Genomic DNA, 26,136 nt, shown 5'->3' with positions numbered 1-26,136 from the left:
TAAAAACATATCGTTGTTGTTCTGGAGGCATTTTGTCGTTTTCCTTCCCCCTCACACAGGCTGGTTTGTTACGCCTGTTAACTCATTTGCACGAAGTGGCAGATGACCGGCAGACCGCGCTGAGAGGGCGCTTACAGCACTTTCAAAGGCTGAAGTTTCCGCCAGGCGTAAACACAGGAAGGGGAAAGCCAGCCGCGTACGGTGCGGGTAGTCTGGTTTCTTTGGGCGTTGCATTCGAGATGCTGCAGCTGGGAATGTTACCGGAAGCGATCGTGGCACTACTTCGCCACTACAGCGGCGCGCTTCCTACAGCAGCGGGTTACGCAGGGCACCTCCTCACCGGTAAATACGGGAAAATCGATATTCCTGATTACTATGTTATCTTTTTTGACCCTGCCGCACTTGCCAGCCTGCAAGGCACGAAAAGTGGACTTAGTGAAGGAGATAGACAATTTTACATGAATCTAGCTACTTTTAGAGGTTGTAAAATAAGGGAACTCAATAATGAGTTCTGGGTTTCTCGACTTTCCCTTGTAAACACTACAACGCTAATATTCAGGATTGCTGATTATCTAAACGAGCATCATGGCGTTTCGTCCGATGATTTCTCAAATGCCTTGATTTGGTGGGCGAAGGAACGTGAAAAGGCCGATCTAGCCGACATGTTTAAGGATCGGATGCAAGGTGACTAGCATCCGCCGCCGCACCTGGACCGCCCCCGACGGCACCGCCAAGCAGTCATGGCTGGTCGACTATAAGGATGCGGCCGGCAAGCGCCGCGCCAAGCAGTTCGACCGGAAAAAGGACGCCGAAGCGTGGCTGACGACGGCAGCGTACCAAGTCCAGCAGGGCACCCACACCCCTGACAGCCAGTCCATCACGATCGCCAAGGCGGCCGACCTTTGGATCAAGCGCGGGGAGCGCGAGAACCTGGAGGCGTCCACCCTCGCCGCCTATGGTCAGCATGTCCGCCTGCACATAGTGCCCATGTGCGGCGACAAAAAGCTCAGCCAGATCACGCGGCCAATGGCGGAAGGCTGGCGCGATGAGTTGATGGAGAAGCTGTCCCGGCCGATGGCCTCTCGTGTTCTCCGCTCTCTCACCGCTATCATCAGCGAGGCCCAAGGCCGCGGCTATGTCGCGCAGAATGTCGTGGCGGGCGTAAAGATGCGCCGAGCGAAGCGCGAAAAGCCCAAGGTGGTCATCCCGACCAAAGCCGAACTGAAAGCCATCATCGACGCCGCCAAGACGTCCAGCGAGCCGATGGCCTACCCCCTCGCCCTCATCGTCATCTTCGCCGGTCTTCGCGCATCAGAACTGCGCGGCCTGCCTTGGAGGTGTATAGACTTGAAGGCGGCTACGGTGACGGTCGACCAGCGCGCCGACGTGAAGAACGTAATTGGCCCCCCGAAATCAGAGGCCGGCTATCGGACTATCCCCCTCCCCGCCTCTGCCATTGCCGCCCTTACAGCCTGGAAGCTGGCCTGTCCTCCCACCGATGACGGCCTTGTGTTCCCATCATTGGCTAAGCGCGTGATGAGCCACATGTTTATGAACGTGAACATCATGGGCGCCGTGCAGCTTGCGGCCGGTATTGCCGATCCGATGATGAAGGATGGCAAGCCGGCGCTGGACAAAGAACAGCAGCCGGTGGTGGCCCAACGCTATACCCTGCACGACTTCCGCCACGCCGCCGCCTCGCTCTGGATCGAACAGCGGGTGAATCCGAAGCGAGTGCAAAAGTGGATGGGGCATAGCTCGATACAGGTCACCTTTGATACCTACGGCCATCTGTTTGACCAAGCCGATCAGGATGCGGCCGTTGCGGCAGCCATCGAGCGGGATCTGATCGGAGACCGGCCAATTTCGGCGGCGGATTGAACACACGCGTCCGTCGAGCTACGTTGTAGCCGCAAAGCCGTTTTCCCGCGCCGAACTGTCACCGGACGGTGGCGTTCTCTCAATCGGGCAGATAGGCCGGGGAAACGCATTTGGACGCAGCTCAGTTTTACCGCCTCATTTTTGGGCCGTCCAATTCGCGAGCGGATTTTGATGATCGCGAATTTACAACAAACCAGTTTGATGATCGAAAAACGCCATTTCGCTAACAACAAACTTTTTTGCCTTCATTTCACGATCATCAAAAAGCCTCTCGCCCTTCGGCAATGTTAAGCAACTCAGCAAAGGCAAAAACAGCTGATCGCCGGCCAGAAGCAGCCACCAGTTCCCTCAACATTCCATGCTCCCGCAGCTTCCGGACGATCCCTCTGGCCGTTGGCCCCGGAATATCCGCCGACTGTATGAAATCCGACGTACTGAAGATCGGGTGGACAAACATCCAGTCGAGTGCGCGGACACCATATTGGGAATGCGTGGCTTCAACGATCCAGTTACGCAATTCTTCGTGCAGCTTCAGGATGGCACGTGCCTTGCCGATATTGACTTCCGCTTGGGCAGCCACGGCTCGAAGGAAAAAGGCGACCCACCCCGTCCAATCGCCATCGCGCGAGATGGCCAGCAAGCGATCATAATATTCCGCGCGGTGGGCCTCCAGATATTCGGACAGGTAGAAATTCGGCTGTGAAAGCAAGCCATGGGTGTGCAGGAACAGGGGGATCACCAGCCGCCCCAACCGGCCGTTGCCATCCAGAAAGGGGTGAATCGCTTCAAACTCGGCATGCACAATCGCCAGTTGCACGAGCCGGTCAGGCGCATCCGCGTGAATGTAGCTCTCCCATGCATTCATGCAGCCCGGCAGGTCGTCCGCCCCGCAAGGTACGAACCGCGCCTGCTCGATGGTGCATCCTTCGGTGCCAATCCAGTTGGGGATGCGCCTATATTCGCCCGGATCTTTGTTGCGCCCTCTCACCCCATCCATGAGAACACGATGCGCGGCTTTGATCAGTCGCTGCGACAGCGGCAGGCCTTCAGCCATGAGCCGCACCGCCTCATGCAGCGCCGCCCGATAGTTCAGGACTTCGCGGATATCCGCCTTCTTCGGGGTGCTTTCATCATCGGTAACGCCCGCCGCCTCGAATTCAAGCACTTCACCCAGCGTCGCTTGGGTGCCTTCAATCCGACTGGAGAGAACGGCTTCTTGAGCAGTCAGGGGCGACAATAGGACATTGGGGTTCGGGATTCCGGAAAGTACGCCCTCATAGCGGGCGACGGCCGCATTGGCCGGCCCCACCAGCGGGAACAGTTGAGCAAGATCCAGATCGGCTGGAGGAAATTGCCCCAGATGATAAAGTACTGCCAAACTTCGTCCCTCGCGCTGTTGTCGCACTGATGAGGACGATAGCACCTTGCCGTCAATGCAAATTCGCAATGAGCCTTAACAGCCACCTGTAGGACTTTCGGCCTCAGCGTCGGAGACTGCCTCTTCACGCCCAGACCCTAGCCTCTCACATGCAACACCGATGCAACATGGAACCTAAAAACCGCAGAAAACCGTACCATCTTGGGGGACTCTGACTCCGTCAATCAAGGTTCGAATCCTTGTCGGGCATCCAGATTTTCCAATAAAACTCAGCGGTTTGGTCTTCCGACGCTTCATATGGTGGGCATTTTCGGATGCGGTCCAGTCCCGCGCCTTTCCGCCATTTTTCGCGCGTCCGCGCTTCCTCCCGGCGGTTCCTTGGTCCATGGATGACATATGGCACGGAACAAACTAATTGGGATTATCACCATCGCTAGATAGGCGAATCACAACAACAGACGTTACGCTGGCGTTCTCGATCCCCCTTGATCGAAAAGCCCCGCGCTGCCCCCTTCAAGCGCGGGGCTCATTCGTTTCTGGATCTGAAGCGGGCGGAAGTTCTTCCGGCCATGCCGAGCAGGCCTCTTCCTATATCCTCCGCCATAACTCCAAATATTCGCGATCCTTACTGCTGTCCGGACGTTCTCCCTGTGCAGGCAATGCCTGTAGTGCGACCCAACTGGCCCCGTCTCTCCATGCAGAGACGGGGCATTTTTGAATGGCTAGGCAGGGAAAAGGAAAGTGAGAGCAGACATCTGGATTGGGATAGCGTCAACACGTGCTGATCTGCCAGTTTGTCATGATGCGAATGATCATGCCCCACATAAACCCCGCCTCCCAGGGTAAGGAAGCGGGGTGCCACAGGCCAGTGACCTGCAAGAGCGCGCCCCTCCTATGAGCACCCGTCATTGTTCGCCATAACCTTAGTCATATCTCGAAAAAATCTTACGGTTGCCGTTGGTCGAGTTGAGGCTGCCATTCTGATGAACGTCGGATAAATCGACCATTCAGCGAGCAGCCACGCCGCGTAATCCAAAGACTGTCTGCAACATCAGGGAGATAGTCATGGGGAAGAAGATCACATTGGCATTGGGCCTCGCCGCCATGCTGGCTACAACGGTGCCGTCGATCGCGATGGCGGACAATGGACGGCATCGGGGCTGGTATAAGCATCATGAGCGTGACGGCTATTACGATGGCCGCTACTATCGCGATGACCGGCCGCGCTACGTGCGCCGCGATTGCAAGACCAGCGGCACCACTGGCCTGTTGGTCGGAGCAGCGGCGGGAGCCTTGCTTGGCCGAGCGGTAGATACGCGCGGCGACCGTCTGCCGGGCACGATCATTGGTGGTGGCGCGGGCGCGCTGATCGGAAAAGAGGTCGACAGCAAACATCGCTGCTGACCTGTACGGGAAAGGCTGCGGCCCAACCTGGCTGCATGTTGGGCCATCAGATCGCACTATCCGTTTTGCCAGGAGCCAGCCGGGCATCGCCGGCAGGCGCCTCGCCCCTATGCCTGTCCCTGACGGTCAATGGCCTGAGCGATCAGCAATTTCTCTCGCATGGCGGTCCGGGACATTGAGATCACATGGTCAACGCCATCGATTGTGATCGCCAAAGTCCCATTTTCGGTGATCTCGATCAGGCCCTTTGCCTTGAGATACCACAGATGAAATTCGAAATGGTTGTCAGAACAGTTTAACATTTTCTGGACGTAATACCGACCAATACCGGCATCCTGAGCATTTTCTCGTCGTTTCGTGTACAGGAAATGAAGGATTTTTTCGTGCGCATCAGCATCGTCATATGCAGATTGCCCATCATCCATCTCATCTTTTTCGGAGAAATCGAACCCGGTTCTCGTCGCGTATAATATGTTATATTCGGCACGCTTCTTGGCGCTCCTCAGCGCATTATATGCCTTGATGACTTCATTGAATTTCGTGACATCCGCGGTTTCAGCATGGTCCGGGTGGTATCGCTTCGCCAGCAAGCGATATGCAGCCTCCAACCCTCTCGCGTCACATTTCGGACTGACCTGCAAGATTTTGTAATGATCAACAAAGGGTTGTCCGTTAAACATCAGAAAACTGCCCCCATCAGTATCCGTGGGCAGCCCTGCCCGAAGCTTCAACTGTTTCCAACTGCAAGTCTGAAGCTCGCCCACATTCTCCGACGCGTGCGCGGCGTTGTCAAAGCAGATCGATGCACGGCTTTCCGGGACGACCGTCGCGCCATTGCCGCCCGATTGCCTTGCAGGCTTTCAGATGTCGGATTGAGACGCTGTTCATTGTTGGGCCGGACAGGAGGCGACCATGAGCGCTCTCCCCCCGTTCGTTCTGGCTATCATTGAGCTTTGCGATCCGCCTATCGCTCCAACTGGCCGTTCTCCGTCGCAAGATAGCGCCTCATAGAGCCAGGCTCACCCTATCCGCTTATTGGCACGCGCCAGGGGGCTGGTCATGGTGCTGTCATCGAAATGGGCATATCTGCCCATGATGAATATCGGTTCATATTTTCGCCTCGAAGGCGTTCTGGTCGCAGGAGCGGTCAGCCTTTATGTTCAAGCGCGCGATGGTGCTTTGTGGGAAGTTGGTTGGCTGAAAAATGTGGGCCATCTTCTGCAGACCAATGTCGCTGTCGAGGGCATCCGCACCGGTGCTGAAGCCATCGCTGTCAACTGGATTGAAGCGATTGAACCCATTGGAAGGGCGCTCAGTTCGGCAAACATGAGTTGCGGGGGAAAGCTCTCGACCTCTACCGGGCGGCTGGGCAATCCCTGACGCACCTGACATTCGGTTCCGGGGTCAGCCCACCACTGGCGCTGATGGAAGCGCCGTTACCCAGCCGGTAGATGGGCGCATTCGTCCCCTCGAACGGGTCGCCGGATTCTTCCACGACGGGCACAGCATGAGCGGCACGAGACCTTGCTGCCGCCGAAACTGGTCTGTGAGAAACGGTTCTCGCGCTTGGTGTCCTGAAGGCATTACCGGCATTGTTGAAGCTCTGTGAAATAGCCGCCCCCAACGAGCTTGCGCCACGTTGCGCATGCCCCACGCCGCCCAGAATAATCGCTGTTTCAGCCGCATCCTGCGCTACGGCTTCTTGACATACTCCAACCGAAAGCATTGTTGCCAAGGTTGCCAGGACTAAGCGATTTGCCATGTGATTTCCCTTCGCGATCAGCATTACGGGAGGCATGTGGTTTATCACAGATGTCTGGGCCGGGACAGTCGGCAGGCTTCCGCGCTCCGCTGCTGAAATCTGTCGCTTTTCTTGACTCGAAACGAAATTGGGCACCACCGCCAATCCGGCCAGCGGGCCAATGGAACGGGCCGGAAAACGATCGATCCCGCGGCTCGGCGTCGCAGCCATGACGAGCGGATAAGCGCCAAAACGAATCTCGCCGGGCAAGCCATGTCGCGCGCGAATGGCCCATTTCCACGAAAAACCCCGCTCCTTTTGAAAGGCAGGCGAGGCAAGTCAGGTCGCACGCGGGCCAAAGCCCGCCGGATCAATTGCGCATGCGGCGCAATGCGCCGCAATGGCGCAAACGGGGTAAGCGATTCTATTTACCGTCGGCGCGGGCGAAGCGGCATTCCTTGGCCAGCCGGCGTCCACTGTCCCAATGGGGCTTGTACACGGCCATACCCTTGCGAAGCTGCTCGCAGGAGATGTTCAGTCCCCCCGCGTAGATGATCGCCACCGTCCGTCCGGCGGCATCGCGCGCAACCGGAACGATGGTGATCGGATCGCGCAGCGAATGTTTGAGGCTATCCTTGCTCCGACGCGGATCGACCGGCGTGCAGATCCTACCCTTGCGGCAGCGAGCGGCAACGTCCGGCGCCTCGATACCAAGCAGGCGAATAGGCTCTCCATTGACCCGCAGCATGCTGCCATCGACCACCGTCACAGCGGAGGCGATCAACAAGGCCGCGATCATTCCGCCCCAGCCACCATCATGGTCGCAGCTTCCTTCACAGGAAATATTTCCTCTTCCCCATCCCTGCCCCTTTCCGCACCTATAACTAAAGATTTACCCGTACACTTCTTCTGAGTGATGATAATTAACCTTTAGACCATCATATCTTACGTCTCTGTTCTGGAGGCAAGCCAGAAGCCAGAGGAAAGTACCGGATCAAATATCCATTCACGGGTCGCAGGGGCACGGCATCTGCCACACCGGGAACGGCCAAACATGGAAATATCATGTTTTTGGGGAAGGAGCCGGAATCAGGAGAGGCCATATAGGCGGGATGGAAGCTGGAAGGGCGCTGGGCGACGGATACCATCCATCACCCCATTCGATCACCCTTCCAGACTCCGCAACGCGAAACACGGCCTGGGGGAGAGGCAGCGTTCAACGCGCCGCAATCAGGACAGGCTGTTCCTTATCCGCCTGCACCAGCGTGCGCGCGCGTTGATCCGCACGCAGTTGGCTCATCATATCGTCCCTCTGCCAAACATCATCGGCGACGATGATCCATGCCTCGAACTTGGAATCTGCGGATATTCCCTGCGGCAGCGGTGTCAAACTCCCCATGGTCCTGACGGCGCGCACCGATATGCGGTCGATCGTACGGGATTCGGACGGCCCGGCAACGGCAATGGCCTGAGGTCGTCCTTCGGCATCCAGGCGGAATTGCACACGCGCATAGCCGACCGAATGACGATCATTGAAAAAACCCGCGCTGCGGCGGATGCTGCTGGTCAATCGGTTCTCCGTCCGGTCCGACCATTTCTGGTAGGTGACTTGCTGTTCCGGTGAAGCAACGACAGTCAATTGGTCGCCTGGCTGTCTGGCACTAACCCCTGTTGAAAGCAGCAGGGATGAGCAAAGCGCCAAAATCAAGGGCTTGGCATGCATGAGGACCTCCTCTGCCATTATGATGTGATAGGATTTTGGGATGCCGCTGCGGCGGTATTGACCGGCCGAAAGACGGCGCGAAGCTATATATTACAAAACAGGAAGCTTTAGTAATGAATATAAAACAATGATCTGAGACACATATGGAATATTTCAAAATGCCGTCCGCCTGTCCCGATATGGAACATCGCTGCGATGCCGTCGCAACAGCAACGGCCAACCCATTTTGCCGGATCAATTTTGGTGGACCGGGCCAAGCCGGCAAGCAACGACTCGCTCTCTTTCGGGCCGCGGCGACAGGCCGAGCCGGTCGATCACCTCCATCCACCCCGCCACCACCCGTCGCAGGCTGAACGCCTCGATCCGATCACCCGGGACGATGGCGCTGGCGGGGTCCAGTTGGCCCAACAGCGCCTCCGCCATAGCCGTGGCATCGGCGGGATTGATCAACCGCCCGAACCGCCCGCCGTCCAGCAGGTCGGCCGCATTGCCGGCCGTGCTGGAAGCGACCACGGGAATCCCGACGGCCATCGCCTCCAGCAGCGCGTTGGGCGATCCCTCCCACCAACTCGGCAGGACGAAGGCATCCGCATGAACCAGCCAGGGAAAGACATTGGCGACCACGCCCGGCAACGCCAGATCATCTGCGACGCCCAGTTTGCGCGCCTGCGCCATCAATCGATCACGCATCCGGTCGCGGCTCTCGCCCAGAATGATGAGCCGCGCTCGCCGTCGACACCGCACCATGGCAAAGGCGCGCAACAGCGTCTCGAAATTCTTCTGTTTCGCCAGCCTGCCGATGGCAAGGATCACGGACATATCCTTCGTCATCCAGATATGGGGCGCCGCGGCGTCCGCGTCCGCCTTCGCCGCGGCCGCATCGATGCCGTTGGGGATGATCGCCACCCGCCCCTCACGGGCCGCACCGGCAAAGGCTGGAATGGAGGCCAGTGTCGGTGACACCAGCACGATCCGGTCGGCGTCAGACGCGATGAGCCGGGCCATGATGCGCCTTTCCCAACTCGCCGATCCGCTGTGGGGTGCGCCCGGAATGGCGCGTACCATGTCGTTGCTGATGCGATAGACGCGGCGTAGCCGGCCAAGACCCCGGCTTGCCGCCCAGGCCACGAAATGGCCCTGATTGCCGGCGGAAATCAGCAAATCGGCCCGGCGGCGCTTCAGATGGCGGCGAAGCGCGCCGATCGCGATCAACTTTTCGAACAGGCTGGAGGTACGGCTTTCCCGCAGCAACGCATGATGGGGAACGCCAGGAACACCCTCGCCGCCCGGCGTTGCCGTCACCAATTCCACCGGATAACCGCGCGCCGCAAGACCCGACGCCAGCAGCCGCGCGTTGCGCACCACGCCGGTCGCTGCCAAGGCATGGACGTAGAGAAGGATCATCGGCGCGCCTCCCTGTGCTGGGCGCGGGCTGGGGATGGAGCGCGCTCATGCGCCTGGCGTCAGCACGATGCCCACTGACCGGTTGAATAATGTCCGGGCCGGGGTCCAGTTCCCCTCGACCAGCGACGGCCGTCGAACGATCAGGGTGAAGCCGGCAGGACGATTGCAGTCAGTTCGCTGCGATGCCGAGACCCACCGCTTCGGCCACCTTGATACCGTCGATCGCGGCGGAGAGGATCCCGCCGGCATAGCCCGCGCCCTCCCCGGCCGGATAAAGCCCCGCCACATTGAGGCTCTGAAAATCCTTTCCCCGGCTTATGCGGATCGGGGAGGAGGTCCGTGTCTCCACCCCCGTCATCACCGCGTCGGGGTGGTCGTAATTGGCGATCTGCCGCCCGAAGACCGGGATAGCCTCATGGAAAGCCTCCAGCACGAATGCGGGCAGGCAGCGCGACAGGTCGGTCATGGTAACGCCCGGCTTATAGGAAGGCACGACCTCGCCCAATTGCGTGGACGCCCGTCCGGCCAGGAAATCCCCTACTTTCTGCCCGGGCGCATGATAGCTCGCGCCACCCGCGACAAAGGCCATGCTTTCCCAATGGCGCTGCAATTCGATGCCCGCGAGCGGCCCGCCGGGATAGTCCCGCTCCGGATCGATGCCCACGACCAGACCCGAATTGGCATTGAACTCGGCTCGCGAATATTGGCTCATGCCGTTGGTGACGACGCGCCCTTCCTCCGAAGTCGCCGCCACCACGCGTCCGCCAGGGCACATGCAGAAGCTGTAGACCGTTCGCTCGTTGGCGCAATGATGGGCAAGGCTGTAGGCCGCCGCGCCGAGCGCCGGGTGGCCCGCGCAATTGCCATAACGCGCCCGGTCGATCCAGCTTTGCGGATGTTCGATCCGCACGCCGATGGAAAAGGGCTTGGCCTCGATATGCACGCCGCGCCGATGCAGCATCTCGAAGGTCGGGCGGGCACTGTGGCCCACCGCCAGGACAACATGGTCCGTCTCGATGAAACCGCCATCCGCCAAATGCACCCCGCGCAGCGTCTGCGTGCCGTCACCCCGCCGTTCCAGTTCCAGCTCGTCGACCCGGTGCTGCCAGCGATATTCGCCGCCCAACCCCTCGATCTGGCGCCGCATCGCCTCCACCATCGAAACGAGGCGGAAGGTACCGATATGCGGATGCGCCTCGGTCAGGATATTGTCCGGCGCGCCCGCCGCGACGAATTCCTCCAGCACCTTGCGGCCCAGGAAACGCGGGTCCTTCACCCGGCAATAGAGCTTGCCGTCCGAAAAGGTGCCCGCCCCGCCTTCCCCGAATTGCACATTGCTGTCGGGATTGAGTTCGGCCCGGCGCCACAGCCCCCAGGTATCCTTGGTCCGTTCCCGCACCACCTTGCCGCGATCGAGGATGATCGGCCGGAAACCCATCTGTGCCAGGATCAGCCCGGCGAACAGCCCGCACGGCCCCGCGCCGATGACCACGGGCCGCTTGCCCGACCAGCCCGCGGGCGCCCTTGCCACGAACTTGTAATCGGTATCCGGACGGGGCCGGACGTCATGATCCCTGGCAAAGCGTTCCATCACCCCGGCTTCGTCGGCCAGTTCGACATCGACGGTATAGACAAGCTGGATCGCATTCTTCCGCCGCGCATCATTGCCCCGACGCACCACGACATGGCTCAGCAGTTCCTGCGGCGCGAGGCCAAGGCGATCGCAAATGGCGACGGGCATCGCCTCGGCAGGATGGTCGAGGGGCAGTTTCAGTCCGGAAAGGCGTAACATCCGCCCGCCCCTAAACCCATTACCGAGTCGGCTCCAGCCCTGTCATGCCCTGCGCAGGCGGACTACCCCCCATTCTCCAAGCAGCGCGGCAATCATGCTGAGGCCCGTCAGCGGAAACAGCACGCCCAACAGCAGCATCAGCCCCGCCACCATGCGCCTGGCAGCAGGCGTCGCCGCCGGAGGCTCACCCCATCGCCGTTTCCACCACAGCACCGGCGCGGTCACGCAGAGCAGCAGCAGGCACAAACACCCCGCCAGCATCAGCAGCCGGTTCGGCTCGCCATATTCCAGCCCCTGATGGGTGGCGACCCCCCATTCGACCGCCTTGGCGCCGCCGCCGAACATGCGCCAGTCGACATCCTGCGCCACCGCGCCGGAGCCTGCGTCGATGGTGAGGACTCGCGCATCCTCCGCCTTCACGGCCTGCGCCGAAACCAGCCAGGGCATGCCTGCGGAGGCCGGAAAGCTGATCGTGATGCCGCCCCCCAGGCCACGCTGGTCCGCGATCCGCACGACCTCGTCCACGCCGATGCCGCCGCCAGCACCACCCGGAACGGCGCCACCTTCCCGCAATGCCCAGGGCAGCGCCTCCTTGACCGGCGCGCTCCAGGGCACAATGGCGGCAGATGGCCGCCCCAGCCCCTGCGCTGCGATCGCTCCACGCAACCCGCCACCCCAGACCTCCGTCCAGGGCATGCCGGTGACGGCCAGGAACAGGATCACGCCCGCCGCCAGAAAGCCGACCGTCCCGTGCAGATCGCGCCAGAACAGCCGCCCGCCGGGCCGCCCGCGCAGCGCCAGCGCCCGGTTCCCCGCACGCGGCCAGCGCAGGTAGAGCCCCGTCACGCACAACAGGATCGCCCAGCCCGCCACCACCTCGACCAGCCGATTGCCAATGGGTCCGGTGATCGCCAGGCTGTGCAAATCCTTGATCGTCTTCATGACGCCGCCGCCCGCCATGCTGCCCAATATCCGCCCGTCATGGGGATCGGTGAACCAGACCGTCCTACCGACCATCAGCCGCCAACTCTCCCCATCGCCTGCCGGACGCTGGATCTGGCTCACCACCCCGCCACTCGCCCGTTCGACCGCAGCGACCAGCCGCGACGGCGCGACCAGCGCCCCGCCCGGCTGCACCACGATCCGGTCGCGATAGACGATGCGCTCGATCTCCGGCTTGTAGAGATAGAGCGCGCCCGTCACCGCCATCAGCGCCAGCATCGGCAGGACGATCAGCCCGGCATAGAAATGCCAGCGCCACATCGCCCGGTAAAAGGTTCCGCTTTCCATGGTCAGAACCGCGCACGAACGCCGCCATAGAAGGCGCGCCGTTCGATGGGATAGAAGATCGCCCGGCTTGCAGGCGCCAGCTTCGCATAGTTCACCACCGCGCTGATGTCGCCGATCGCGCGCTCGGCCGTCAGGTTACGCGCGTCCAGGAACAGGGTGACACCCGGCTTCACCTCCGCCTGCGCACCAAGGTTCAGCGTGGCATAATCCCCCACCCGCTTGCTGTTGGCATAGTCCACCCAGGCCCCCTGCGGCAGCCATTCGACGGCGGGCGAGACGCTGAACCGGTTCGTCCCCAGCTTCAGCTCCGCGCGATAGAAATGGCGCGGCACCACCGGCAGGCGGTTGTTCCCGAACTGCGCATCGTCGCGGAACCGGAAATCGCTATATTGATAGACCTGCCGCAGCTTAGCCCAAGGGGTCAGCGCCAGGTCCAGCCCCGCCTCGATCCCCTGGTGCCGGGTCCGGTCCGCATTGAAGGTCGCCGCCGGATAGAGCCCGGCCATCACATTATATTGCAGCATCTCGCCCTTCAGGTCGGCGCGGTAGAGGCTGACATCCCAATGGGCCATGCCCAGCGTCCCACGCGTGCCGATCTCCGCCGTCCAGGCCTTTTGCGTGCCAAGCGGCGTGAAACCGGGCAAGGCGACGCCGTTCGCGTCGATCGCTGTCTGCCCCAGCTCGATAAAGCCCGGCAGTTCCACCGACCGGCTGTAGTTCGCATAGAATTGCACCGCCCGCGCCGGTTCAAACAGCAGTCCGAACTTCGGTGCAAAGGCATCGAACGACACATCCCCGCTCCGCGCCGGGGCGAAACGATTATCCAGCCGCCGCTCGCCATGGGTATAGATGCCGCCCGCGATCAGCCACAGCCCGGACAGCGGCGCGATCCGCACCTCGCCATAGCTGTTGATCGTTTGCGCCCGCGCCTTCTGGTAAGAGGTCGGCGCCCCGGCCCGGCCGTTCACATTGACGAACTGGCGGAATTTGCCCTGCCCGAAGCGTGCCTGACCGCCCAGCGTCAGCTCGACCGGCAATCCCCCCCAATCGCCCGCCCAATCGAGGCTGGCAAAGACGCCGCGATCCTCCGACTTCTGGTCGACGACCTGATAGATCGGATGATCGAGCGCCTTGGCATTATAATAGACGCCAAACGCCAGTTGCCCGCCGCCAAGCTGTACCGTGGTCCGGTTCTGCAAGCGGATCGAATCGATATTGCGCGCCTGATCCCCGGCGAAATTGCCCTTGGCTGGAAGGTCCAGCGCATCGCCTTCATTCAGCGATCCCGACAGCTTCTGCCGGATCGTCTGCACGCTCGCATAGAAGCGCGTCTCCACCCGATCGTTCAGCTTCAGCCCGGCATTGCCGTTGAAACGCAACGCCTTGCGCCGCCCATGATCGCGGTCGCCATCGGACCGGTCGGCGGACACGGCCGCCCAGGCATCGCCCCGCTCGTCGCTATAGCCATAGGCCGCCTTGGCCCGCAGCGTATCGAACGACCCGCCATCGACCCGCATGTCCGCACCCGGCGCCGTGCGCCCCGTCGGCGTCACCGCGTTGATCGCCCCGCCCAGCGTCGATCCGCCCAGCCGCAACGCATTGCCGCCGCGATAGACCTCCAGATGCTGGAAGACCTGTGGGTCCAGTTCCTGGAAATCGCCGTTGTCGTCGGCCATGTTGATCGGAATACCGTCCTGCAACAGCGTCAGCCCGCGCATATGATAGCCGCGCGACAGGCCCGATCCGCGAATGGAAATCCGTACCTCCTGACCGAACCGCGGCTGGGTATAGACGCCCGGCGAAAAGCTCAGCGTGTCGCGCAACGACACGGCCAGCTTGTCTTCGAAATCCTCGGCCGACACGACATCGACGCCGCCGGGCGTGCGGACGACCTTCTCCGCTACTGCCTCGACAATGGGACTTGCGGTGACGATGATGCGGCCCTGATCGCCGCCTTCATCCGCCAGGACAGGAGCGGAAAGCGAGCAGGCCAGCGCGCACAGCGAAACGCCGCGCGCAACGGAAAAAGCGGACATAGAAGGATAACCTTACTGAAAAATCACAAGAAAACAGCGGATTTTCAGAAGGTGGCGGGAGGCCCCGATGAAGGTGGCGGCGGCGCGGCCAGCCGAGCGATCGCCCCGGTCTTGAGCGCAAAGGCTATCGGCCCGAAACCGAGCTGCCAGGCCGGCAACGGCAGATCGGCCAACACCAGCGGCGGCACGGCCGGCTGCACCGATGCGGCGAAGGGGCAATGCTGCTGGCCCGGTGCGCCATCATCCTGGCGATGATGTTCGCCCGCTGCCCCATCCCGGCCAACGGCACCCCGGTCGACCACCACATTGACGGCGCCCTGGCCGGTACAAAGCGTCACCACGACGCCTCGTTCGGTCCGCACCGGCATGAAGCCGGAGGGGGCGACAAGCTGGATCGCCAACACAAGCAGAGCCAGCGTGGCCAGCAGACCCCTTGCGGCTTCCGATTGTCTGACAGCGCTCATCATGTCGCCAAAGCCCTAGCGGCGACCGACCGCCCTGTCACTAGGACAAAAGAGCCACGGCAAGATATACTGACCTTGACGTAAACGTAAAGCACAGTTACATCAACCGACATGGACAAACGCACCAGCATCGCCGGTATCGAACTGCCCGATCATAGCGACCGGCAGAGCTACACCATCACCGACCTGTCGGAGGAATTTGGCGTCACCGCCCGCGCCCTGCGCTTCTATGAGGATGAAGGGTTGATCTCACCCGAACGCCAGGGTCTCGCCCGCATCTATTCGCGCCGCGATCGCGCCCGCCTTGCCTGGATATTGCGCGGCAAGCGGGTGGGCTTCAGCCTGTCCGACATTCGCGAGATGATCGACCTGTACGACGCCGATGAGGAACATGAGGAACAGCGCCGCGTCACCGTCGCCAAATGTGAGGCGCGCATCGCCCTCCTGACCCGGCAGAAGGACGACATCGACGCCGCCATTGCCGAACTGGCGCAATTCGTGGCCGTCCTTCACAGATAATCCGCCTTCACCAGAACAGAACCCTCGGAGAAGATCCATGCCCAGTTATGCCGCTCCCGTCCGCGACACCCGCTTCGTGCTTGACCATGTCGTGGGCCTGGACCGCTACACCAACCTGCCCGGCTTCGAAAATGCGACGGCCGATCTGGTCGAGGCGATCCTGACAGAAGGCGGCAAGATCGCCGCCGAAGTGCTTTTCCCGCTGAACGCCATTGGCGACAAGGAAGGCTGCACTCGCGACGCCAACGGCAATGTAAAGACCCCAACAGGCTTCAAGGCGGCCTATGACGCCTATGTCGAGGGCGGCTGGACCACGCTCCACGCGCCGGTGGAATATGGCGGCCAGGGTTTGCCCCATGTCGTCGCGACGGCTGTTAGCGAATATATACTCTCGGCCAATCACAGCTTTGAGATGTATCATGGTTTGACCAGCGGCGCCGTCGCCGCGCTGCTCGCCAAGGGCAACGAAGAGCAGAAGCAGAAATATATCCCCCATATGGTGTCGGGCAAATGGACCGGCACAATGAACCTGACCGAACCGCATGCCGGCACCGATCTCGGCCTCATCAAGACCAAGGCCGTGCCCAATGCCGACGGCAGCCATGCGATCAGCGGCACCAAGATCTTCATTTCGGCAGGCGAGCACGACCTGGCGGAAAATATCATCCACCTCGTCCTCGCCAAGACGCCCGGCGCGCCGGACAGCAGCAAGGGCATTTCCCTGTTCGTCGTCCCCAAGTTCCTGGTCAACGAAGACGGCTCCCTGGGCGCACGCAACGCCGTCTCCTGCGGATCGCTGGAACATAAGATGGGCATCCACGGCAATGCCACCTGTGTCATGAATTATGACGGCGCGACCGGCTGGCTGGTGGGCGAGGAGAATAAGGGCCTGGCCGCCATGTTCATCATGATGAACGCCGCGCGCCTGGGTGTCGGCTTGCAAGGCCTGGGACAGGCGGAGATCGCCTATCAGAATGCCGCCGCCTATGCCCATGACCGGCGCCAGGGCCGGGCGCTGACCGGTCCCAAGGATCTGGAGGAGAAGGCCGACACGCTGTTTGTCCACCCCGATGTGCGCCGCATGCTGATGGAGGCCAAGGCGCTGACCGAAGGGCTGCGCGCCTTGATGCTGTGGGGCGCGCTTCAGGTCGACCTCTCCCACAATGCCGCCACGCAAGAGGAACGCCAGGCGGCGGACGACCTCGTCCAGCTCCTGACACCGGTGATCAAGGGCTATGGCACCGACAAGGGATTCGACGTCGCCGTCATGGCGCAGCAGGTGTTCGGCGGCCACGGCTACATCTGGGAAAATGGCGTCGAACAATATGTGCGCGACGCCCGGATCGCCCAGATCTACGAAGGCACCAACGGCGTGCAGGCGATGGACCTGGTCGGCCGCAAGCTACCCATGAACGGCGGCCGAGCGCTCCAGGCTTTCCTGAAGATCATCGCCACCGAAGTCGCGGATGCCAAGGCCGATGACAAGCTCGCTCCGATCGCCGAAGCGCTGGAAAAGGCCAGCGGCCAACTTGGTGCCGCAACCATGTGGCTGATGCAGAATGCAATGAAGAATCCCGACAATGCCGGGGCCGGTGCGGTCCACTATATGCACATTCTGGGCATCGTCGCGACCGGCCTGATGTGGCTGCGCATGGCGACTGCGGCGGCAACCCAGCTCGCGGCGGGCGCGGAGGACGCGAAATTCCTCGAAGCCAAGCTGGTGACGGCGCGCTTCTTCGCGGAACGTATCATGCCCGATGCAGGATCGCTTCGCCGCAAGATCGAGGGCGGCGCAGACAGCCTGATGGCGCTCGACCCGGAGATGTTCCTGGCGGCGTAAAACCCGGTCCGCCAGACAAACACAAGACGCTCCGCCCAGCCCCCCGCGGCGGAGCGTTTTCGTTCCGGGTGTCGACGACAATGTCTCGCCCTGCGCGGTGCGACAATTGCCCCATCTTAACCATATCCGTCGAGCCGCCTCGAATGAAGGACGCCCCGCGCTCGGCACCCTATGCGTCGCCCCATCAGCCCGTAAGACTAGGCCTTTACGCCGGAGAGTCAGGCCATGAACGTCGACAGCAACGACACCTTGTCCGAAAGGGCACAGCTTCACTTCCTTGCGGCGCTGGTGGACGAGCTGATGCGCCAACTGCTCCTTTCCGGCGTCCTCAACCAGGCCCAACTCAACGAGATCGAGCGGCAGGTATCGAACCGCGTCGGCCATAGCCCCCGCGCCTGGTAGGGCTATTGCCCCGCGCCGCCATGCGATATCATTGCGGGATGCGTGCCCCCATCGCCCTTCTGCCGCTGACGGCCTTCCTTGCCAGCCCCCTATTGGCCCAAGCCTCCGAACGCACGGGCCATTATTATCTGCGCGGCGTGATGGAGACCGGCTCGGAACTGATGCTCCATCCGGACGGCCGCTTCCAATGGTATCTGGTCTATGGCGCGCTCGATCTTTTTGCGGAGGGCAGATGGACCGAAAAGGACGGTGCCGTCATCCTGACCTCCGAAAAGACGAAGGATGTGCCCAACCCCGGCTTCCGGACGCTCACCCTGACCGTCAGGGACAGATCACTGGTCCCGCCCGACGGCCAGGGCGCCTATGTCCGACCTGCGGACGAGAAGGACTGAACCGCCCCCTTCAATTCGGGACGATCAGATATTTCTCCCCGGTGCGGCGGGCGTTGTAGGTCAGCACCGCCTCCCGGCTCAGCGCTTCTGCAAGAGAGATGCGAGCCTTGTAATGGCTGGCGAAGGTGGTGGTGAGATTGTCGCGCACGCGCTGGCGCATACGCTCGGCCGTTTCGGCGCCAGCACTCTGGAGGAAGGGGAAGAGCAGCCAGCCCCCGACATTCCAGGCAAAGCCGAAGCTGCGCGTCAGGATGGTCGGCGACAGGTCCAGCGCACCATAGACATAGGCCTGCTTGCGGCTGTTGGAGCCATAGCGGCTATAGGGTGCGTCCTTGCTGGCCACCCGCTCCATGGCATGGAGAATCTCGCTGACCAGCGCCCCGCCTCCGATCGCGTCGAAGGCGATGGTGGCTCCGGTCGCGGCGACGGCCGCTTCGAGCTGGACGGGGAAATCGTCTTTCCCGCTGTCGAGGACATGGTCTGCGCCCATATCCTTCAATATCGCCACTTGCGCGTCGTTGCGGACGATGTTCACCAGAGGGATGCCGTCCTGCTGGCAGATACGAACCAGCATCTGGCCGAGATTGGAGGCGGCGGCCGTGTGGACGATGGCCTTGTGCCCCTCCCGCTTCATGGTTTCGATAAAGCCGAGCGCGGTCAGCGGGTTGACGAAGGCCGAAGCCCCCTGCTCCGCCGTTACATCGCCGGGCAGGGCCATGCAGGCACTGGCATCGACCAGCCTATATTCAGCGAACATGCCCCCACCGATCAGCGCCACCCGACTGCCAAGCAGCGCCTGTGCTTCGGGCGCTTCCCCCGCGGCGATGACGGTACCGGCGCCTTCATTGCCGATCGCCATGCGCTGGCCGACCCGTGCGGCCAGTGCGCGGCGAGCAGGATCGGGCATCCGGGCGACGATCCGCCGCTCATCATAATCGGCATTGGCGACATCGGCGGACGCGAAAAGCAGACCCAGGTCTGACGGGTTGATCGGCGCGGCCTCCACCCGGACCAGGACTTCACCGCCCCTGGGCGCGGGCAGCGTTTCCTCGACCAGTTCGACGATCAGACGACCGTCCTCATGCAGGGTCGAGAGGAGTTTGAGGCCTTGGGTGTCACTCATGAAGGCTCCATTTTCAGGCTGATGGCCGATCGCGGTAGAGTGCAGGGAACATCGTCTTCAACGCGGCAAGCTTGGGCATGTCCCAGCGCAGGATATAGGGATGGCGCGGATTCTTGCTCAGGAAATTCTGGTGATAATCGTCCGCGTCCTGAAAGCCGGTGAAGCGTTCGAGGCGCGTGACGATGGGACCCTCCCAGAGGCCCGATCGGCCGAGTTGGACAAGATAGGCTCTTGCGGCCCTGTCTTGTTCCCCGTTCAGCGGGAAGAGCGCGCTGCGATATTGGGTGCCGTGATCCGGCCCCTGATAGTTGAGCGTCGTCGGGTCCGCGATCACCGAGAAGAAGATGCGCAACAGCGTGCCGTAGCTGACCTGCCTCGGATCGTAGGTGACGCGGACGGATTCGGCAAAGCCGGTGTCACCTTGGCTGACCCGCTCATAATCGACCTTGCGGTCGCGCGGACCACCCGCGAAGCCCGACACGGCGAGATGGACGCCCTTCACATGCGAGAACACGCCTTCCACGCCCCAATAGCAGCCGCCCGCGAAGATTGCGGTTTCAAGCTTGCTGCCAGGCGCGGCATCGATGGCCGGGACAGGAGCCAAAATCGGGCGTTCGGCACGCAGCGGGGAAGCGACGGCTAACGCCGCCAGAAAAGCCAGGGCGATGCCGTCAGAGTGCCGCATTATCCGCGGTCGAAGCCGGGGTGGCACTGGCCGATGCGGCCATCGCCGGGCTGGTCAGCGCCGAATGATCGTCATCCGGCTGGAGTATGAAAACACCGATCGCACCGATCGCGAACCCGCCCAGAAAGCGCAGGAACAGGTCGGATTTCAAGAATGCCGTCATGGCGTTCTTCCCTTCGGTCGTCTTGGCCGCCACAGGCGGACGGCAATGAATGTCGCGGCCTAGCCCCGGATGCATGCTGCGCAACGGCAGCTTCGACCAATGCGTCACCGGGGACGATGGACGACCGAGGGAGAAGGCCAGTTTCGGTTCGAAACGGGATATAGCGCCCGCCGATCCATCTGCAAGACGGCACGGCGGAAAAATTCCGTTTCCGAATTTGCGATTGGGGGGACCAGGATTGGCCTGGCGCTGTTTCCCCTCCACCATTTGCAAGGCAGATGATCCTCCCCATCAAGGATGGGGAGGATCATCTGATCACCTCAGCGCGGCGCAAGCTTCCTGGATGCGGGTGCAGGCCTTTTTCAACACCTCTTCCGAGGTTGCATAGCTGATGCGGAAGGCCGGCGAGAGGCCGAAGGCGGCGCCATGGACGGCGGCGACCTTCGCTTCGTCGAGGAAATAGCCGATCAGCGCCTCGTCGCTGTTAATGACCTCTCCCTTCGGCGTGGTCTTGCCGATCAAACCGCTGGCATCGGGATAGACGTAGAAGGCGCCTTCCGGAGTGGGGCAGTCGAGGCCGGGCGCATCGTTCAGCATGGCGACGACCATGTCGCGACGCTTCTTGAAGGCGGCGTTGCGTTCTTCCAGAAAGTCTTGGGGGCCGGTCAGCGCCGCGGCGGCGGCCGCCTGGCTGATCGAACAGGGGTTGCTGGTCGACTGCGACTGGAGCTTGCCCATCGCCTTGATGATCCATTCGGGGCCACCCGCGAAACCGATGCGCCAGCCGGTCATGGAGAAGGCCTTGGAGCAGCCGTTGACCGTCAGCGTGCGATCGTAGAGGTCCGGGCAGACCTGCGCGATGGTGGCGAAGGGGGTCGGCGCGTACCAGACATGCTCGTACATGTCGTCGGTCATCACCAGCACATGCGGGTGACGCAGCAGCACCCCGCCCAGTTCCTTCAGTTCCGCCGCCGAATAGGCCGCTCCCGAAGGGTTGGAGGGCGAGTTCAGCATCACCCATTTGGTGCGCGGCGTGATCGCGGCTTCGAGCTGGGCGGCGGTGATCTTGTAGCCCTGCGACGCCGGGCCTTCGATGAAGACCGGCGTGCCGCCCGCGAAGTTCACGATGTCCGGATAGCTGACCCAATAGGGCGCCGGAATGATGACCTCATCGCCCGCATCGACGGTCGCAACCAGCGCGTTGAACAGGGTGTGCTTGCCGCCCGAATTCACGCTGATCTGGCTACGCTTGTAGACCAGGCCATTGTCGCGCTTGAACTTGAAGGCGACGGCTTCCTTGACGTCGGCCGTGCCATCGACGTCGGTATAGCGGGTCAGGTTCTTGCGAATCGCCTCGATGCCGGCCTCCTTCACGAAGTCTGGCGTGTCGAAATCGGGTTCGCCGGCGGAAAGGCCGATAACGTCCACGCCTTCGGCTTTGAGGGCATTCACGCGCGCGCTCATTGCCAGGGTGGCGGAGGGCTGGATGCGACCGAGGGCTGCGGAAGTCTGGCTCATGGTAATAGTCTTTCTGAAGAATCCCCAAGGCCCGCAATAAGGGCGGACGCGGCGTCCTTTAGTGCGCAACGAAAGATCGGGCAACCGCCAGTTCGCTATGTCTGGCCTCGGTTCATCCCGATGCCATCCGGCTGGTTCAACGGACCAGCGATGCCGCCACCATACCCCGCGCGGCGTTACCGATGAAGAAGCCCTTTTCAAGGTCGCGCGGGCGCAGATCCTCCTCGATTGCCTCGCCCATTTCGATCAGGCTGCGGCGCAATATGCCGGGCAGCAGCCCGCGACGAAGCGGCGGGGTCAGCAGCTTGTCGCCACGCTCGACGAAGATGGAGGAGAAGCTGCCTTCGGTGAGGTAGCCCTGCTCGTCGGTCATCACCACTTCATAGGTGCCGCCGCGTTTCAGGGCGTCGCGATAGAGCGAGCGGTCGGTCGTCTTGTGGGCCAGGCGCGGGTCGCTGGCCGGGGCGTTGCGGGGCACGCAGGCCAGTTGCATGATCGCGTGCGGCCAGGTGCGGTGTTCGCGCACTTCGATGGCGACCGACCCCCTGCGCGACACCAGCAGGCGCAGGCGGCTGCGCTCCCGCAAACGAAAGGTCGCGGCCTGAAGCTCATTGCGCACATCATGGCGGTCGAAGGCGAAATCAAGCGCGGTGGCGCTGGCCTTCAGCCGTTCCAGATGCATTTCCAGCAGCCGGACGCCGTCGACGGGATCGAAAGCCATCGTCTCCAGCAGGTCGAACCGTCCGTCAGCCAATGCCATTGAAACCCATCACGCTCCCTGCGCTCATGCTATCGGTGTGAGAAAGCGCCCCTTGGCCAGACATTCCGCCCATTCGGAATGACTTTCCGAATCCGCGACGATTCCCGAACCCAGACCCAGGCGCCCCTCCGGACTGCCTTCTTCGACGCAAATGGTGCGGATGGCAACATTGAAGGCGGCGTCTCCCTCTGGATCGATCCAGCCCATGGAGCCGGTGTAGACGCCGCGCACATGGGGTTCGACGGCATCGATAATCTCCATCGCCCGAACCTTGGGCGCGCCGGTGATCGAGCCGCAGGGAAAGAGGACGCGCAGCACATCGACCGGCGACAGGCCCGGCAGCAGGCGGGCGCGGACGGTCGATACCAGTTGATGGACAGTGGGATAGGTTTCGACCTTGAACAGGTCGGGCACCGTGACCGTACCGGCGCGCGAGACGCGCGAGAGATCGTTGCGCAGCAGGTCGACGATCATGAGGTTTTCGGCGCGCTGCTTGGCATCGCTTTCCAGCCATTCGCGCAAGGTGGCATCGCCGGCCGGATCGGCGTCGCGCGGGGCGGTACCCTTCATCGGGCGAGCCGTGAGCTGACCGCGGACGTTGGTGAAGAAGAGTTCGGGCGAGAAGGACAGGATGCTGTGGGCACCGGTGCGGATCACACCGCCATAGCCCGCATTCTGGCGCGGACGGATCGCGGCATAAAGCGCCATGAGGTCGCCGCTGAAACGCGCGGCGCAGGGGAAGGTCAGGTTCACCTGATAGATGTCGCCGGCGCGGATATAGTCCTGCACCTGCGCGAAGGCGGCGCGATAGGCGGCCTCATCGATCAACGGACGAACGGACTCCACCTGGGCCAGGGCGGGATCGGGCAGCAGGTCCGGCATGGCACCGGGTGCGATCAGGCGTACCCCTTCGAACAGGCCGAACCAGAGCAGCGGCGTTGTCGCCATATCGGCATGATGACGGGCGGCCAGCGGACGTAGGCGATCCTCCAGCGCGAGGCCGGCTTCATAGCTGATGAAGCCGGCGGCATGGAGACCCGCCTCCCCCGCTTCGGCGAGGCGGTCGAGCGCGGGCTGGACATCCTCCAGCCGATATGCGGCAATCACCGACACCGGATCACGATACAGGCGCGCGGGCGCGGGAGCGCGCGTCCGGGCATCGTCGAACAGGGCAAAGGCTTCGGTCGGTCCCGGCAGGCGCATGGGGGTTCTCTTAACGATCTTTTGGCGGCGCGGAAGGCTTGTCCGCCTATCTAGCATGTTGCGCCTTCGGCACGCGGGCCATAGAGACGGGCGGCATGAACGGCCCACCCTCCTCCGACGACGCCCCCCGCCCCTTCGGCCCGGCGCTTTCGCTGGCCTTGCGCGGCCGTTGCCCGGCCTGCGGCGAGGGGCGGATGTTCACGGGTTTCCTGAAGCCGAGTCCCGCCTGCGGGCATTGCGGCCAGGCCTGGAACCTTGCGCGCGCGGACGATTTCCCTGCCTATATCGTCATCCTGCTGCTGGGGCACATATTGGTGCCGCTGATGATCGAGGTGAATGCAGCGCTATCGGTTCCGCTGGCCATTCAGGCAGTGCTGTGGCCGGGGCTGGCGATCCTGCTGGCGGTAGCGATGATCCAGCCCGTGAAGGGCGCGGTCATCGCCTTCATATGGTCCCGCAGGATGGACGGGTTCGCCTGAACCGTCTTATTCCGGCTGGATGATGAAATTGCGTTCCATCGCCTCGCGCAGCGTTTCGTCGATGCTGCGGCGTCCTTCGGAGCCGTGGGTGACGACGGTCGTGTCGCAGGTCGCGACGCACATCCCCTTTTGAAAACCCGCCGAGCTGATCGTCCAGCTGGTGCGGCCGATATGGCCGATCGCGCAATGCACTTCGAACGGATAGGGGAAATGCGCTTCCTCGACGAAGTTGAGGTTCACGTTGGCGACCAGCCAACGCACGCCCTGCTCCTGCGGATGGCGGCCGAGATGGTGGTGGAAACGAATGCGGGCGGTTTCGAAGATCCCCGAGATCGCCACATTGTTGACGTGGCCCATGGTATCGATGTCTTGGAAGCGGGTGTCGATGCTGGTGACGAAACGATAGGCTTCCGGGCTCAGACGCCAGGATTCGGGTTTGGCCATGTCCTGCTTTCCATATGTCCTGTTTATCCTATGCTCTTAACCCCTCGCGGCGGGGATGCAATCTTCGGGTCGAAATTGATCGGACTGCGACCTTTATGACACAGGTGCGAAGGCGATCGTTCGGCTTGGGGAACGGATCGTTTCCCAGCGCGGCCATGGACTTCACCGCAGACGCAGCATAGCGTTCGCTCCTGCTTTTCGTTCACGGGGGCCTCATGCAACGCTACAGTCGGATTGCCATTTTCCTGCACTGGGCGATCGCCGCCCTGCTGGCCTTTCAGATCGCCGTGGGGTGGGCGCTGGAGGATCTGGGCGCGCGCGGGTTCGCGGTGTTCCAGTTGCACAAGTCGATCGGCATTTCGATCCTTGGCCTGACCCTGGCGCGCATCGTCGTGCGCTACTGGAAGCCGCGTCCCGCGCCGGTCGAAGGCGGCTGGCAAGGCGCGCTGGCGAAGGCGGTGCATGCGGGGCTCTATCTCTTCATGCTGGGGGCGCCACTGACCGGATGGGCGCTGGTGTCGACCGCGAAGGTGAAGGTGCCGACGCTGATATTCGGGACCGTTCCCCTGCCCCATCTGCCCTTGCCGATGAGCGCCAATGATCCGGCCTCCGCCGCGCATGCGGTGCTGGCATGGATCGGCATCGCCCTGCTCGCCCTGCATGTCGCAGGGGCGTTACGGCATCATTTCCTGATGCGCGACGGCTTGCTGTGGCGGATGATGCCGGCGCGGTCGCCGCTGTGGCTGGTGGCCTTGCCCACGCTGATCGCGGTTGGCTTCCTGCTGGGGCGCGCGATTCTGCCGGCCTCCGCGCCCAAGGCGATGCCCCAGGCCATGGCTGTGCCGAGCGCGCCGACCGCGGCCGAGGAGGAAGCGCCGGCCACTGTCGCCAACGTCCTTGGCGCCGATGTCCCTGGCAATACCGACAACGCGGCGGTTCCGTCCGAGGCGGACAATGCGGTCGCGGCCGGAGAACCGGTCGGGCCGCCATCGTCCTGGGCCGTGCAGCCGGGCGGGACGATCGGCTTTTCCGTCGGGAATGGCGGCGAGACGATCAGCGGCGGCTTTTCCAGATGGACGGCGAAGATCGCGATGGATCCGGATCATCCCGACAGCGCCGATATTCGCGTCGAGATCGATCTGGCAAGCGCCAGTGTCGGCGACAGCTACAAGGACGGGATGCTGGCGGGGGACGAATTCTTCGGCGTGGCCGCCCATCCCAAGGCGGTGTTCACTGCCAAGGGCGCGGAAAGGACGGGCGCGAACGGCTATCGCGCATCGGGCACGCTGACGCTGAAGGGCGTGAGCAAGCCGCAGAGCATCCGCTTCTCCCTATCCGGAACGGGCAAGACGCGGAGGGTTTCTGGATCGGCCACCATTGCCCGCGCGCCCTTTGGCGTGGGCAATGGCGAGAGCGGCGCGGGACTTGATCCCAAGGTCGCCGTCCACTTCGGATTCAGTGCCAAAGCGGAATAAGCGGGCATGGATTCGGCTCC

At 62.4% G+C, this 26,136-nt stretch carries 26 protein-coding genes; 10 read left to right on the top strand and 16 right to left on the bottom strand.

Features of this window, described 5'->3' with window-relative positions; all coding sequences use genetic code 11:
* Positions 1-32 precede the first annotated feature (32 nt).
* Together CAF53_RS11775 and CAF53_RS11770 are read left to right on the top strand one after the other, a co-directional pair.
* Positions 33-692, top strand: coding sequence for a hypothetical protein (locus CAF53_RS11775; RefSeq protein WP_157801253.1), 660 nt, complete (start codon positions 33-35; stop codon positions 690-692).
* On the top strand, positions 685-1,881 hold the full coding sequence (locus CAF53_RS11770) for a site-specific integrase (protein ID WP_100238145.1): 1,197 nt from the start codon (positions 685-687) through the stop codon (positions 1,879-1,881). The genes CAF53_RS11775 and CAF53_RS11770 overlap by 8 nt, the downstream gene beginning before the upstream one ends.
* 259 nt (positions 1,882-2,140) lie before the next feature.
* Here CAF53_RS11770 and CAF53_RS11765 read toward each other — a convergent pair whose 3' ends face one another.
* Positions 2,141-3,259, bottom strand: coding sequence for a Fic/DOC family N-terminal domain-containing protein (locus CAF53_RS11765; protein WP_100238144.1), 1,119 nt, complete (start codon positions 3,257-3,259; stop codon positions 2,141-2,143).
* Between the two features lie 1,104 nt (positions 3,260-4,363).
* Between CAF53_RS11765 and CAF53_RS11755 the strand changes: the two genes are divergently transcribed.
* Positions 4,364-4,663, top strand: coding sequence for a glycine zipper 2TM domain-containing protein (locus CAF53_RS11755; protein WP_100238780.1), 300 nt, complete (start codon positions 4,364-4,366; stop codon positions 4,661-4,663).
* 107 nt (positions 4,664-4,770) lie between these two features.
* Here CAF53_RS11755 and CAF53_RS11750 read toward each other — a convergent pair whose 3' ends face one another.
* Positions 4,771-5,427, bottom strand: coding sequence for a DnaJ domain-containing protein (locus tag CAF53_RS11750; protein ID WP_157801252.1), 657 nt, complete (start codon positions 5,425-5,427; stop codon positions 4,771-4,773).
* Between the two features lie 295 nt (positions 5,428-5,722).
* Between CAF53_RS11750 and CAF53_RS11745 the strand changes: the two genes are divergently transcribed.
* On the top strand, positions 5,723-6,043 hold the full coding sequence (locus tag CAF53_RS11745; protein ID WP_046763513.1) for a DUF5818 domain-containing protein: 321 nt from the start codon (positions 5,723-5,725) through the stop codon (positions 6,041-6,043).
* A gap of 785 nt (positions 6,044-6,828) precedes the next feature.
* Here CAF53_RS11745 and CAF53_RS11740 read toward each other — a convergent pair.
* The 7 genes from CAF53_RS11740 to CAF53_RS11710 all read right to left on the bottom strand — a co-directional run bounded on the left by CAF53_RS11740 (position 6,829) and on the right by CAF53_RS11710 (position 15,116).
* The gene (locus CAF53_RS11740) at positions 6,829-7,203 is read right to left on the bottom strand and encodes a thermonuclease family protein (RefSeq protein ID WP_046763514.1); all 375 of its coding nucleotides are present in this window, start codon (positions 7,201-7,203) and stop codon (positions 6,829-6,831) included.
* Positions 7,204-7,620: 417 nt separating this feature from the next.
* On the bottom strand, positions 7,621-8,127 hold the full coding sequence (locus tag CAF53_RS11735; RefSeq protein WP_100238779.1) for a hypothetical protein: 507 nt from the start codon (positions 8,125-8,127) through the stop codon (positions 7,621-7,623).
* A gap of 234 nt (positions 8,128-8,361) precedes the next feature.
* Positions 8,362-9,531 (bottom strand): glycosyltransferase, encoded by a 1,170-nt coding sequence (locus tag CAF53_RS11730; RefSeq protein ID WP_100238141.1) that lies wholly within the window; start codon positions 9,529-9,531, stop codon positions 8,362-8,364.
* A gap of 169 nt (positions 9,532-9,700) precedes the next feature.
* Positions 9,701-11,323, bottom strand: a complete 1,623-nt coding sequence (locus CAF53_RS11725; protein WP_100238140.1) for an NAD(P)/FAD-dependent oxidoreductase — start codon at positions 11,321-11,323, stop codon at positions 9,701-9,703.
* Between the two features lie 42 nt (positions 11,324-11,365).
* A complete protein-coding gene (locus CAF53_RS11720; protein WP_100238139.1) occupies positions 11,366-12,613 on the bottom strand; it encodes a PepSY domain-containing protein in 1,248 nt (415 codons plus the stop codon).
* A 2-nt stretch (positions 12,614-12,615) separates the two neighbouring features.
* A complete protein-coding gene (locus CAF53_RS11715; protein WP_100238138.1) occupies positions 12,616-14,649 on the bottom strand; it encodes a TonB-dependent receptor in 2,034 nt (677 codons plus the stop codon).
* A gap of 44 nt (positions 14,650-14,693) precedes the next feature.
* On the bottom strand, positions 14,694-15,116 hold the full coding sequence (locus CAF53_RS11710) for a DUF2946 family protein (protein WP_100238137.1): 423 nt from the start codon (positions 15,114-15,116) through the stop codon (positions 14,694-14,696).
* Between the two features lie 108 nt (positions 15,117-15,224).
* On the opposite strand from CAF53_RS11710, the gene CAF53_RS11705 reads away from it, so the two are divergent.
* The 4 genes from CAF53_RS11705 to CAF53_RS11695 all read left to right on the top strand — a co-directional run bounded on the left by CAF53_RS11705 (position 15,225) and on the right by CAF53_RS11695 (position 18,266).
* Complete coding sequence (locus tag CAF53_RS11705; RefSeq protein WP_100238136.1) at positions 15,225-15,632, top strand: MerR family DNA-binding transcriptional regulator; 408 nt, start codon at positions 15,225-15,227, stop codon at positions 15,630-15,632.
* Between the two features lie 37 nt (positions 15,633-15,669).
* Positions 15,670-17,472 carry an acyl-CoA dehydrogenase C-terminal domain-containing protein gene (locus CAF53_RS11700; RefSeq protein WP_100238135.1) on the top strand — a complete coding sequence of 601 codons (1,803 nt, stop codon included), beginning with the start codon at positions 15,670-15,672 and terminating at the stop codon, positions 17,470-17,472.
* Between the two features lie 225 nt (positions 17,473-17,697).
* Positions 17,698-17,874 carry a hypothetical protein gene (locus tag CAF53_RS27525; protein WP_197707396.1) on the top strand — a complete coding sequence of 59 codons (177 nt, stop codon included), beginning with the start codon at positions 17,698-17,700 and terminating at the stop codon, positions 17,872-17,874.
* Between the two features lie 38 nt (positions 17,875-17,912).
* Positions 17,913-18,266 (top strand): hypothetical protein, encoded by a 354-nt coding sequence (locus CAF53_RS11695; protein WP_046763523.1) that lies wholly within the window; start codon positions 17,913-17,915, stop codon positions 18,264-18,266.
* A gap of 10 nt (positions 18,267-18,276) precedes the next feature.
* Here the strand turns inward: CAF53_RS11695 and CAF53_RS11690 are convergent, their stop codons facing one another.
* The 6 genes from CAF53_RS11690 to pabB all read right to left on the bottom strand — a co-directional run bounded on the left by CAF53_RS11690 (position 18,277) and on the right by pabB (position 23,718).
* Positions 18,277-19,389: a zinc-binding dehydrogenase gene (locus CAF53_RS11690; RefSeq protein ID WP_100238134.1), complete on the bottom strand. Its 1,113-nt coding sequence runs from the start codon at positions 19,387-19,389 to the stop codon at positions 18,277-18,279.
* A gap of 13 nt (positions 19,390-19,402) precedes the next feature.
* Complete coding sequence (gene msrA / locus CAF53_RS11685; protein WP_100238133.1) at positions 19,403-20,074, bottom strand: peptide-methionine (S)-S-oxide reductase MsrA; 672 nt, start codon at positions 20,072-20,074, stop codon at positions 19,403-19,405.
* A complete protein-coding gene (locus CAF53_RS27520; RefSeq protein WP_197707395.1) occupies positions 20,061-20,237 on the bottom strand; it encodes a hypothetical protein in 177 nt (58 codons plus the stop codon). The genes msrA and CAF53_RS27520 overlap by 14 nt, the downstream gene beginning before the upstream one ends.
* Before the next feature lie 315 nt (positions 20,238-20,552).
* On the bottom strand, positions 20,553-21,755 hold the full coding sequence (locus CAF53_RS11675; RefSeq protein ID WP_100238131.1) for a pyridoxal phosphate-dependent aminotransferase: 1,203 nt from the start codon (positions 21,753-21,755) through the stop codon (positions 20,553-20,555).
* A gap of 136 nt (positions 21,756-21,891) precedes the next feature.
* A complete protein-coding gene (locus tag CAF53_RS11670; protein WP_100238130.1) occupies positions 21,892-22,515 on the bottom strand; it encodes an aminotransferase class IV in 624 nt (207 codons plus the stop codon).
* Between the two features lie 24 nt (positions 22,516-22,539).
* On the bottom strand, positions 22,540-23,718 hold the full coding sequence (gene pabB / locus CAF53_RS11665; RefSeq protein ID WP_100238129.1) for an aminodeoxychorismate synthase component I: 1,179 nt from the start codon (positions 23,716-23,718) through the stop codon (positions 22,540-22,542).
* A gap of 95 nt (positions 23,719-23,813) precedes the next feature.
* Here pabB and CAF53_RS11660 point away from each other — a divergent pair, with 95 nt between their 5' ends.
* Positions 23,814-24,197, top strand: coding sequence for a DUF983 domain-containing protein (locus CAF53_RS11660; RefSeq protein WP_100238128.1), 384 nt, complete (start codon positions 23,814-23,816; stop codon positions 24,195-24,197).
* A 6-nt stretch (positions 24,198-24,203) separates the two neighbouring features.
* Here the strand turns inward: CAF53_RS11660 and CAF53_RS11655 are convergent, their stop codons facing one another.
* A complete protein-coding gene (locus tag CAF53_RS11655; RefSeq protein WP_046763531.1) occupies positions 24,204-24,641 on the bottom strand; it encodes a thioesterase family protein in 438 nt (145 codons plus the stop codon).
* A 215-nt stretch (positions 24,642-24,856) separates the two neighbouring features.
* Between CAF53_RS11655 and CAF53_RS11650 the strand changes: the two genes are divergently transcribed.
* Positions 24,857-26,116: a cytochrome b/b6 domain-containing protein gene (locus CAF53_RS11650; protein WP_100238127.1), complete on the top strand. Its 1,260-nt coding sequence runs from the start codon at positions 24,857-24,859 to the stop codon at positions 26,114-26,116.
* Positions 26,117-26,136 lie beyond the last annotated feature (20 nt).

Source organism: Sphingobium sp. LB126, assembly GCF_002795205.1.
GTDB classification, from domain to species: domain Bacteria; phylum Pseudomonadota; class Alphaproteobacteria; order Sphingomonadales; family Sphingomonadaceae; genus Sphingobium; species Sphingobium chungbukense.
Note: the sequence above shows the minus strand (reverse complement) of the source record. Positions and strands in the feature narration are given on the sequence as shown.

Coding starts and splice junctions, on each gene's coding strand:
- CAF53_RS11755 (WP_100238780.1), top strand. CDS start 4,364: ATGCTGGCTACAACGGTGCCGTCGATCGCGATGGCGGACAATGGACGG.
- CAF53_RS11745 (WP_046763513.1), top strand. CDS start 5,723: ATGGTGCTGTCATCGAAATGGGCATATCTGCCCATGATGAATATCGGT.
- CAF53_RS11740 (WP_046763514.1), bottom strand. CDS start 7,203: ATGATCGCGGCCTTGTTGATCGCCTCCGCTGTGACGGTGGTCGATGGC.
- CAF53_RS11735 (WP_100238779.1), bottom strand. CDS start 8,127: ATGCATGCCAAGCCCTTGATTTTGGCGCTTTGCTCATCCCTGCTGCTT.
- CAF53_RS11730 (WP_100238141.1), bottom strand. CDS start 9,531: ATGATCCTTCTCTACGTCCATGCCTTGGCAGCGACCGGCGTGGTGCGC.
- CAF53_RS11725 (WP_100238140.1), bottom strand. CDS start 11,323: ATGTTACGCCTTTCCGGACTGAAACTGCCCCTCGACCATCCTGCCGAG.
- CAF53_RS11720 (WP_100238139.1), bottom strand. CDS start 12,613: ATGGAAAGCGGAACCTTTTACCGGGCGATGTGGCGCTGGCATTTCTAT.
- CAF53_RS11715 (WP_100238138.1), bottom strand. CDS start 14,649: ATGTCCGCTTTTTCCGTTGCGCGCGGCGTTTCGCTGTGCGCGCTGGCC.
- CAF53_RS11710 (WP_100238137.1), bottom strand. CDS start 15,116: ATGATGAGCGCTGTCAGACAATCGGAAGCCGCAAGGGGTCTGCTGGCC.
- CAF53_RS11705 (WP_100238136.1), top strand. CDS start 15,225: ATGGACAAACGCACCAGCATCGCCGGTATCGAACTGCCCGATCATAGC.
- CAF53_RS11700 (WP_100238135.1), top strand. CDS start 15,670: ATGCCCAGTTATGCCGCTCCCGTCCGCGACACCCGCTTCGTGCTTGAC.
- CAF53_RS27525 (WP_197707396.1), top strand. CDS start 17,698: ATGAACGTCGACAGCAACGACACCTTGTCCGAAAGGGCACAGCTTCAC.
- CAF53_RS11695 (WP_046763523.1), top strand. CDS start 17,913: ATGCGTGCCCCCATCGCCCTTCTGCCGCTGACGGCCTTCCTTGCCAGC.
- CAF53_RS11690 (WP_100238134.1), bottom strand. CDS start 19,389: ATGAGTGACACCCAAGGCCTCAAACTCCTCTCGACCCTGCATGAGGAC.
- msrA (WP_100238133.1), bottom strand. CDS start 20,074: ATGCGGCACTCTGACGGCATCGCCCTGGCTTTTCTGGCGGCGTTAGCC.
- CAF53_RS27520 (WP_197707395.1), bottom strand. CDS start 20,237: ATGACGGCATTCTTGAAATCCGACCTGTTCCTGCGCTTTCTGGGCGGG.
- CAF53_RS11675 (WP_100238131.1), bottom strand. CDS start 21,755: ATGAGCCAGACTTCCGCAGCCCTCGGTCGCATCCAGCCCTCCGCCACC.
- CAF53_RS11670 (WP_100238130.1), bottom strand. CDS start 22,515: ATGGCATTGGCTGACGGACGGTTCGACCTGCTGGAGACGATGGCTTTC.
- pabB (WP_100238129.1), bottom strand. CDS start 23,718: ATGCGCCTGCCGGGACCGACCGAAGCCTTTGCCCTGTTCGACGATGCC.
- CAF53_RS11660 (WP_100238128.1), top strand. CDS start 23,814: ATGAACGGCCCACCCTCCTCCGACGACGCCCCCCGCCCCTTCGGCCCG.
- CAF53_RS11655 (WP_046763531.1), bottom strand. CDS start 24,641: ATGGCCAAACCCGAATCCTGGCGTCTGAGCCCGGAAGCCTATCGTTTC.
- CAF53_RS11650 (WP_100238127.1), top strand. CDS start 24,857: ATGCAACGCTACAGTCGGATTGCCATTTTCCTGCACTGGGCGATCGCC.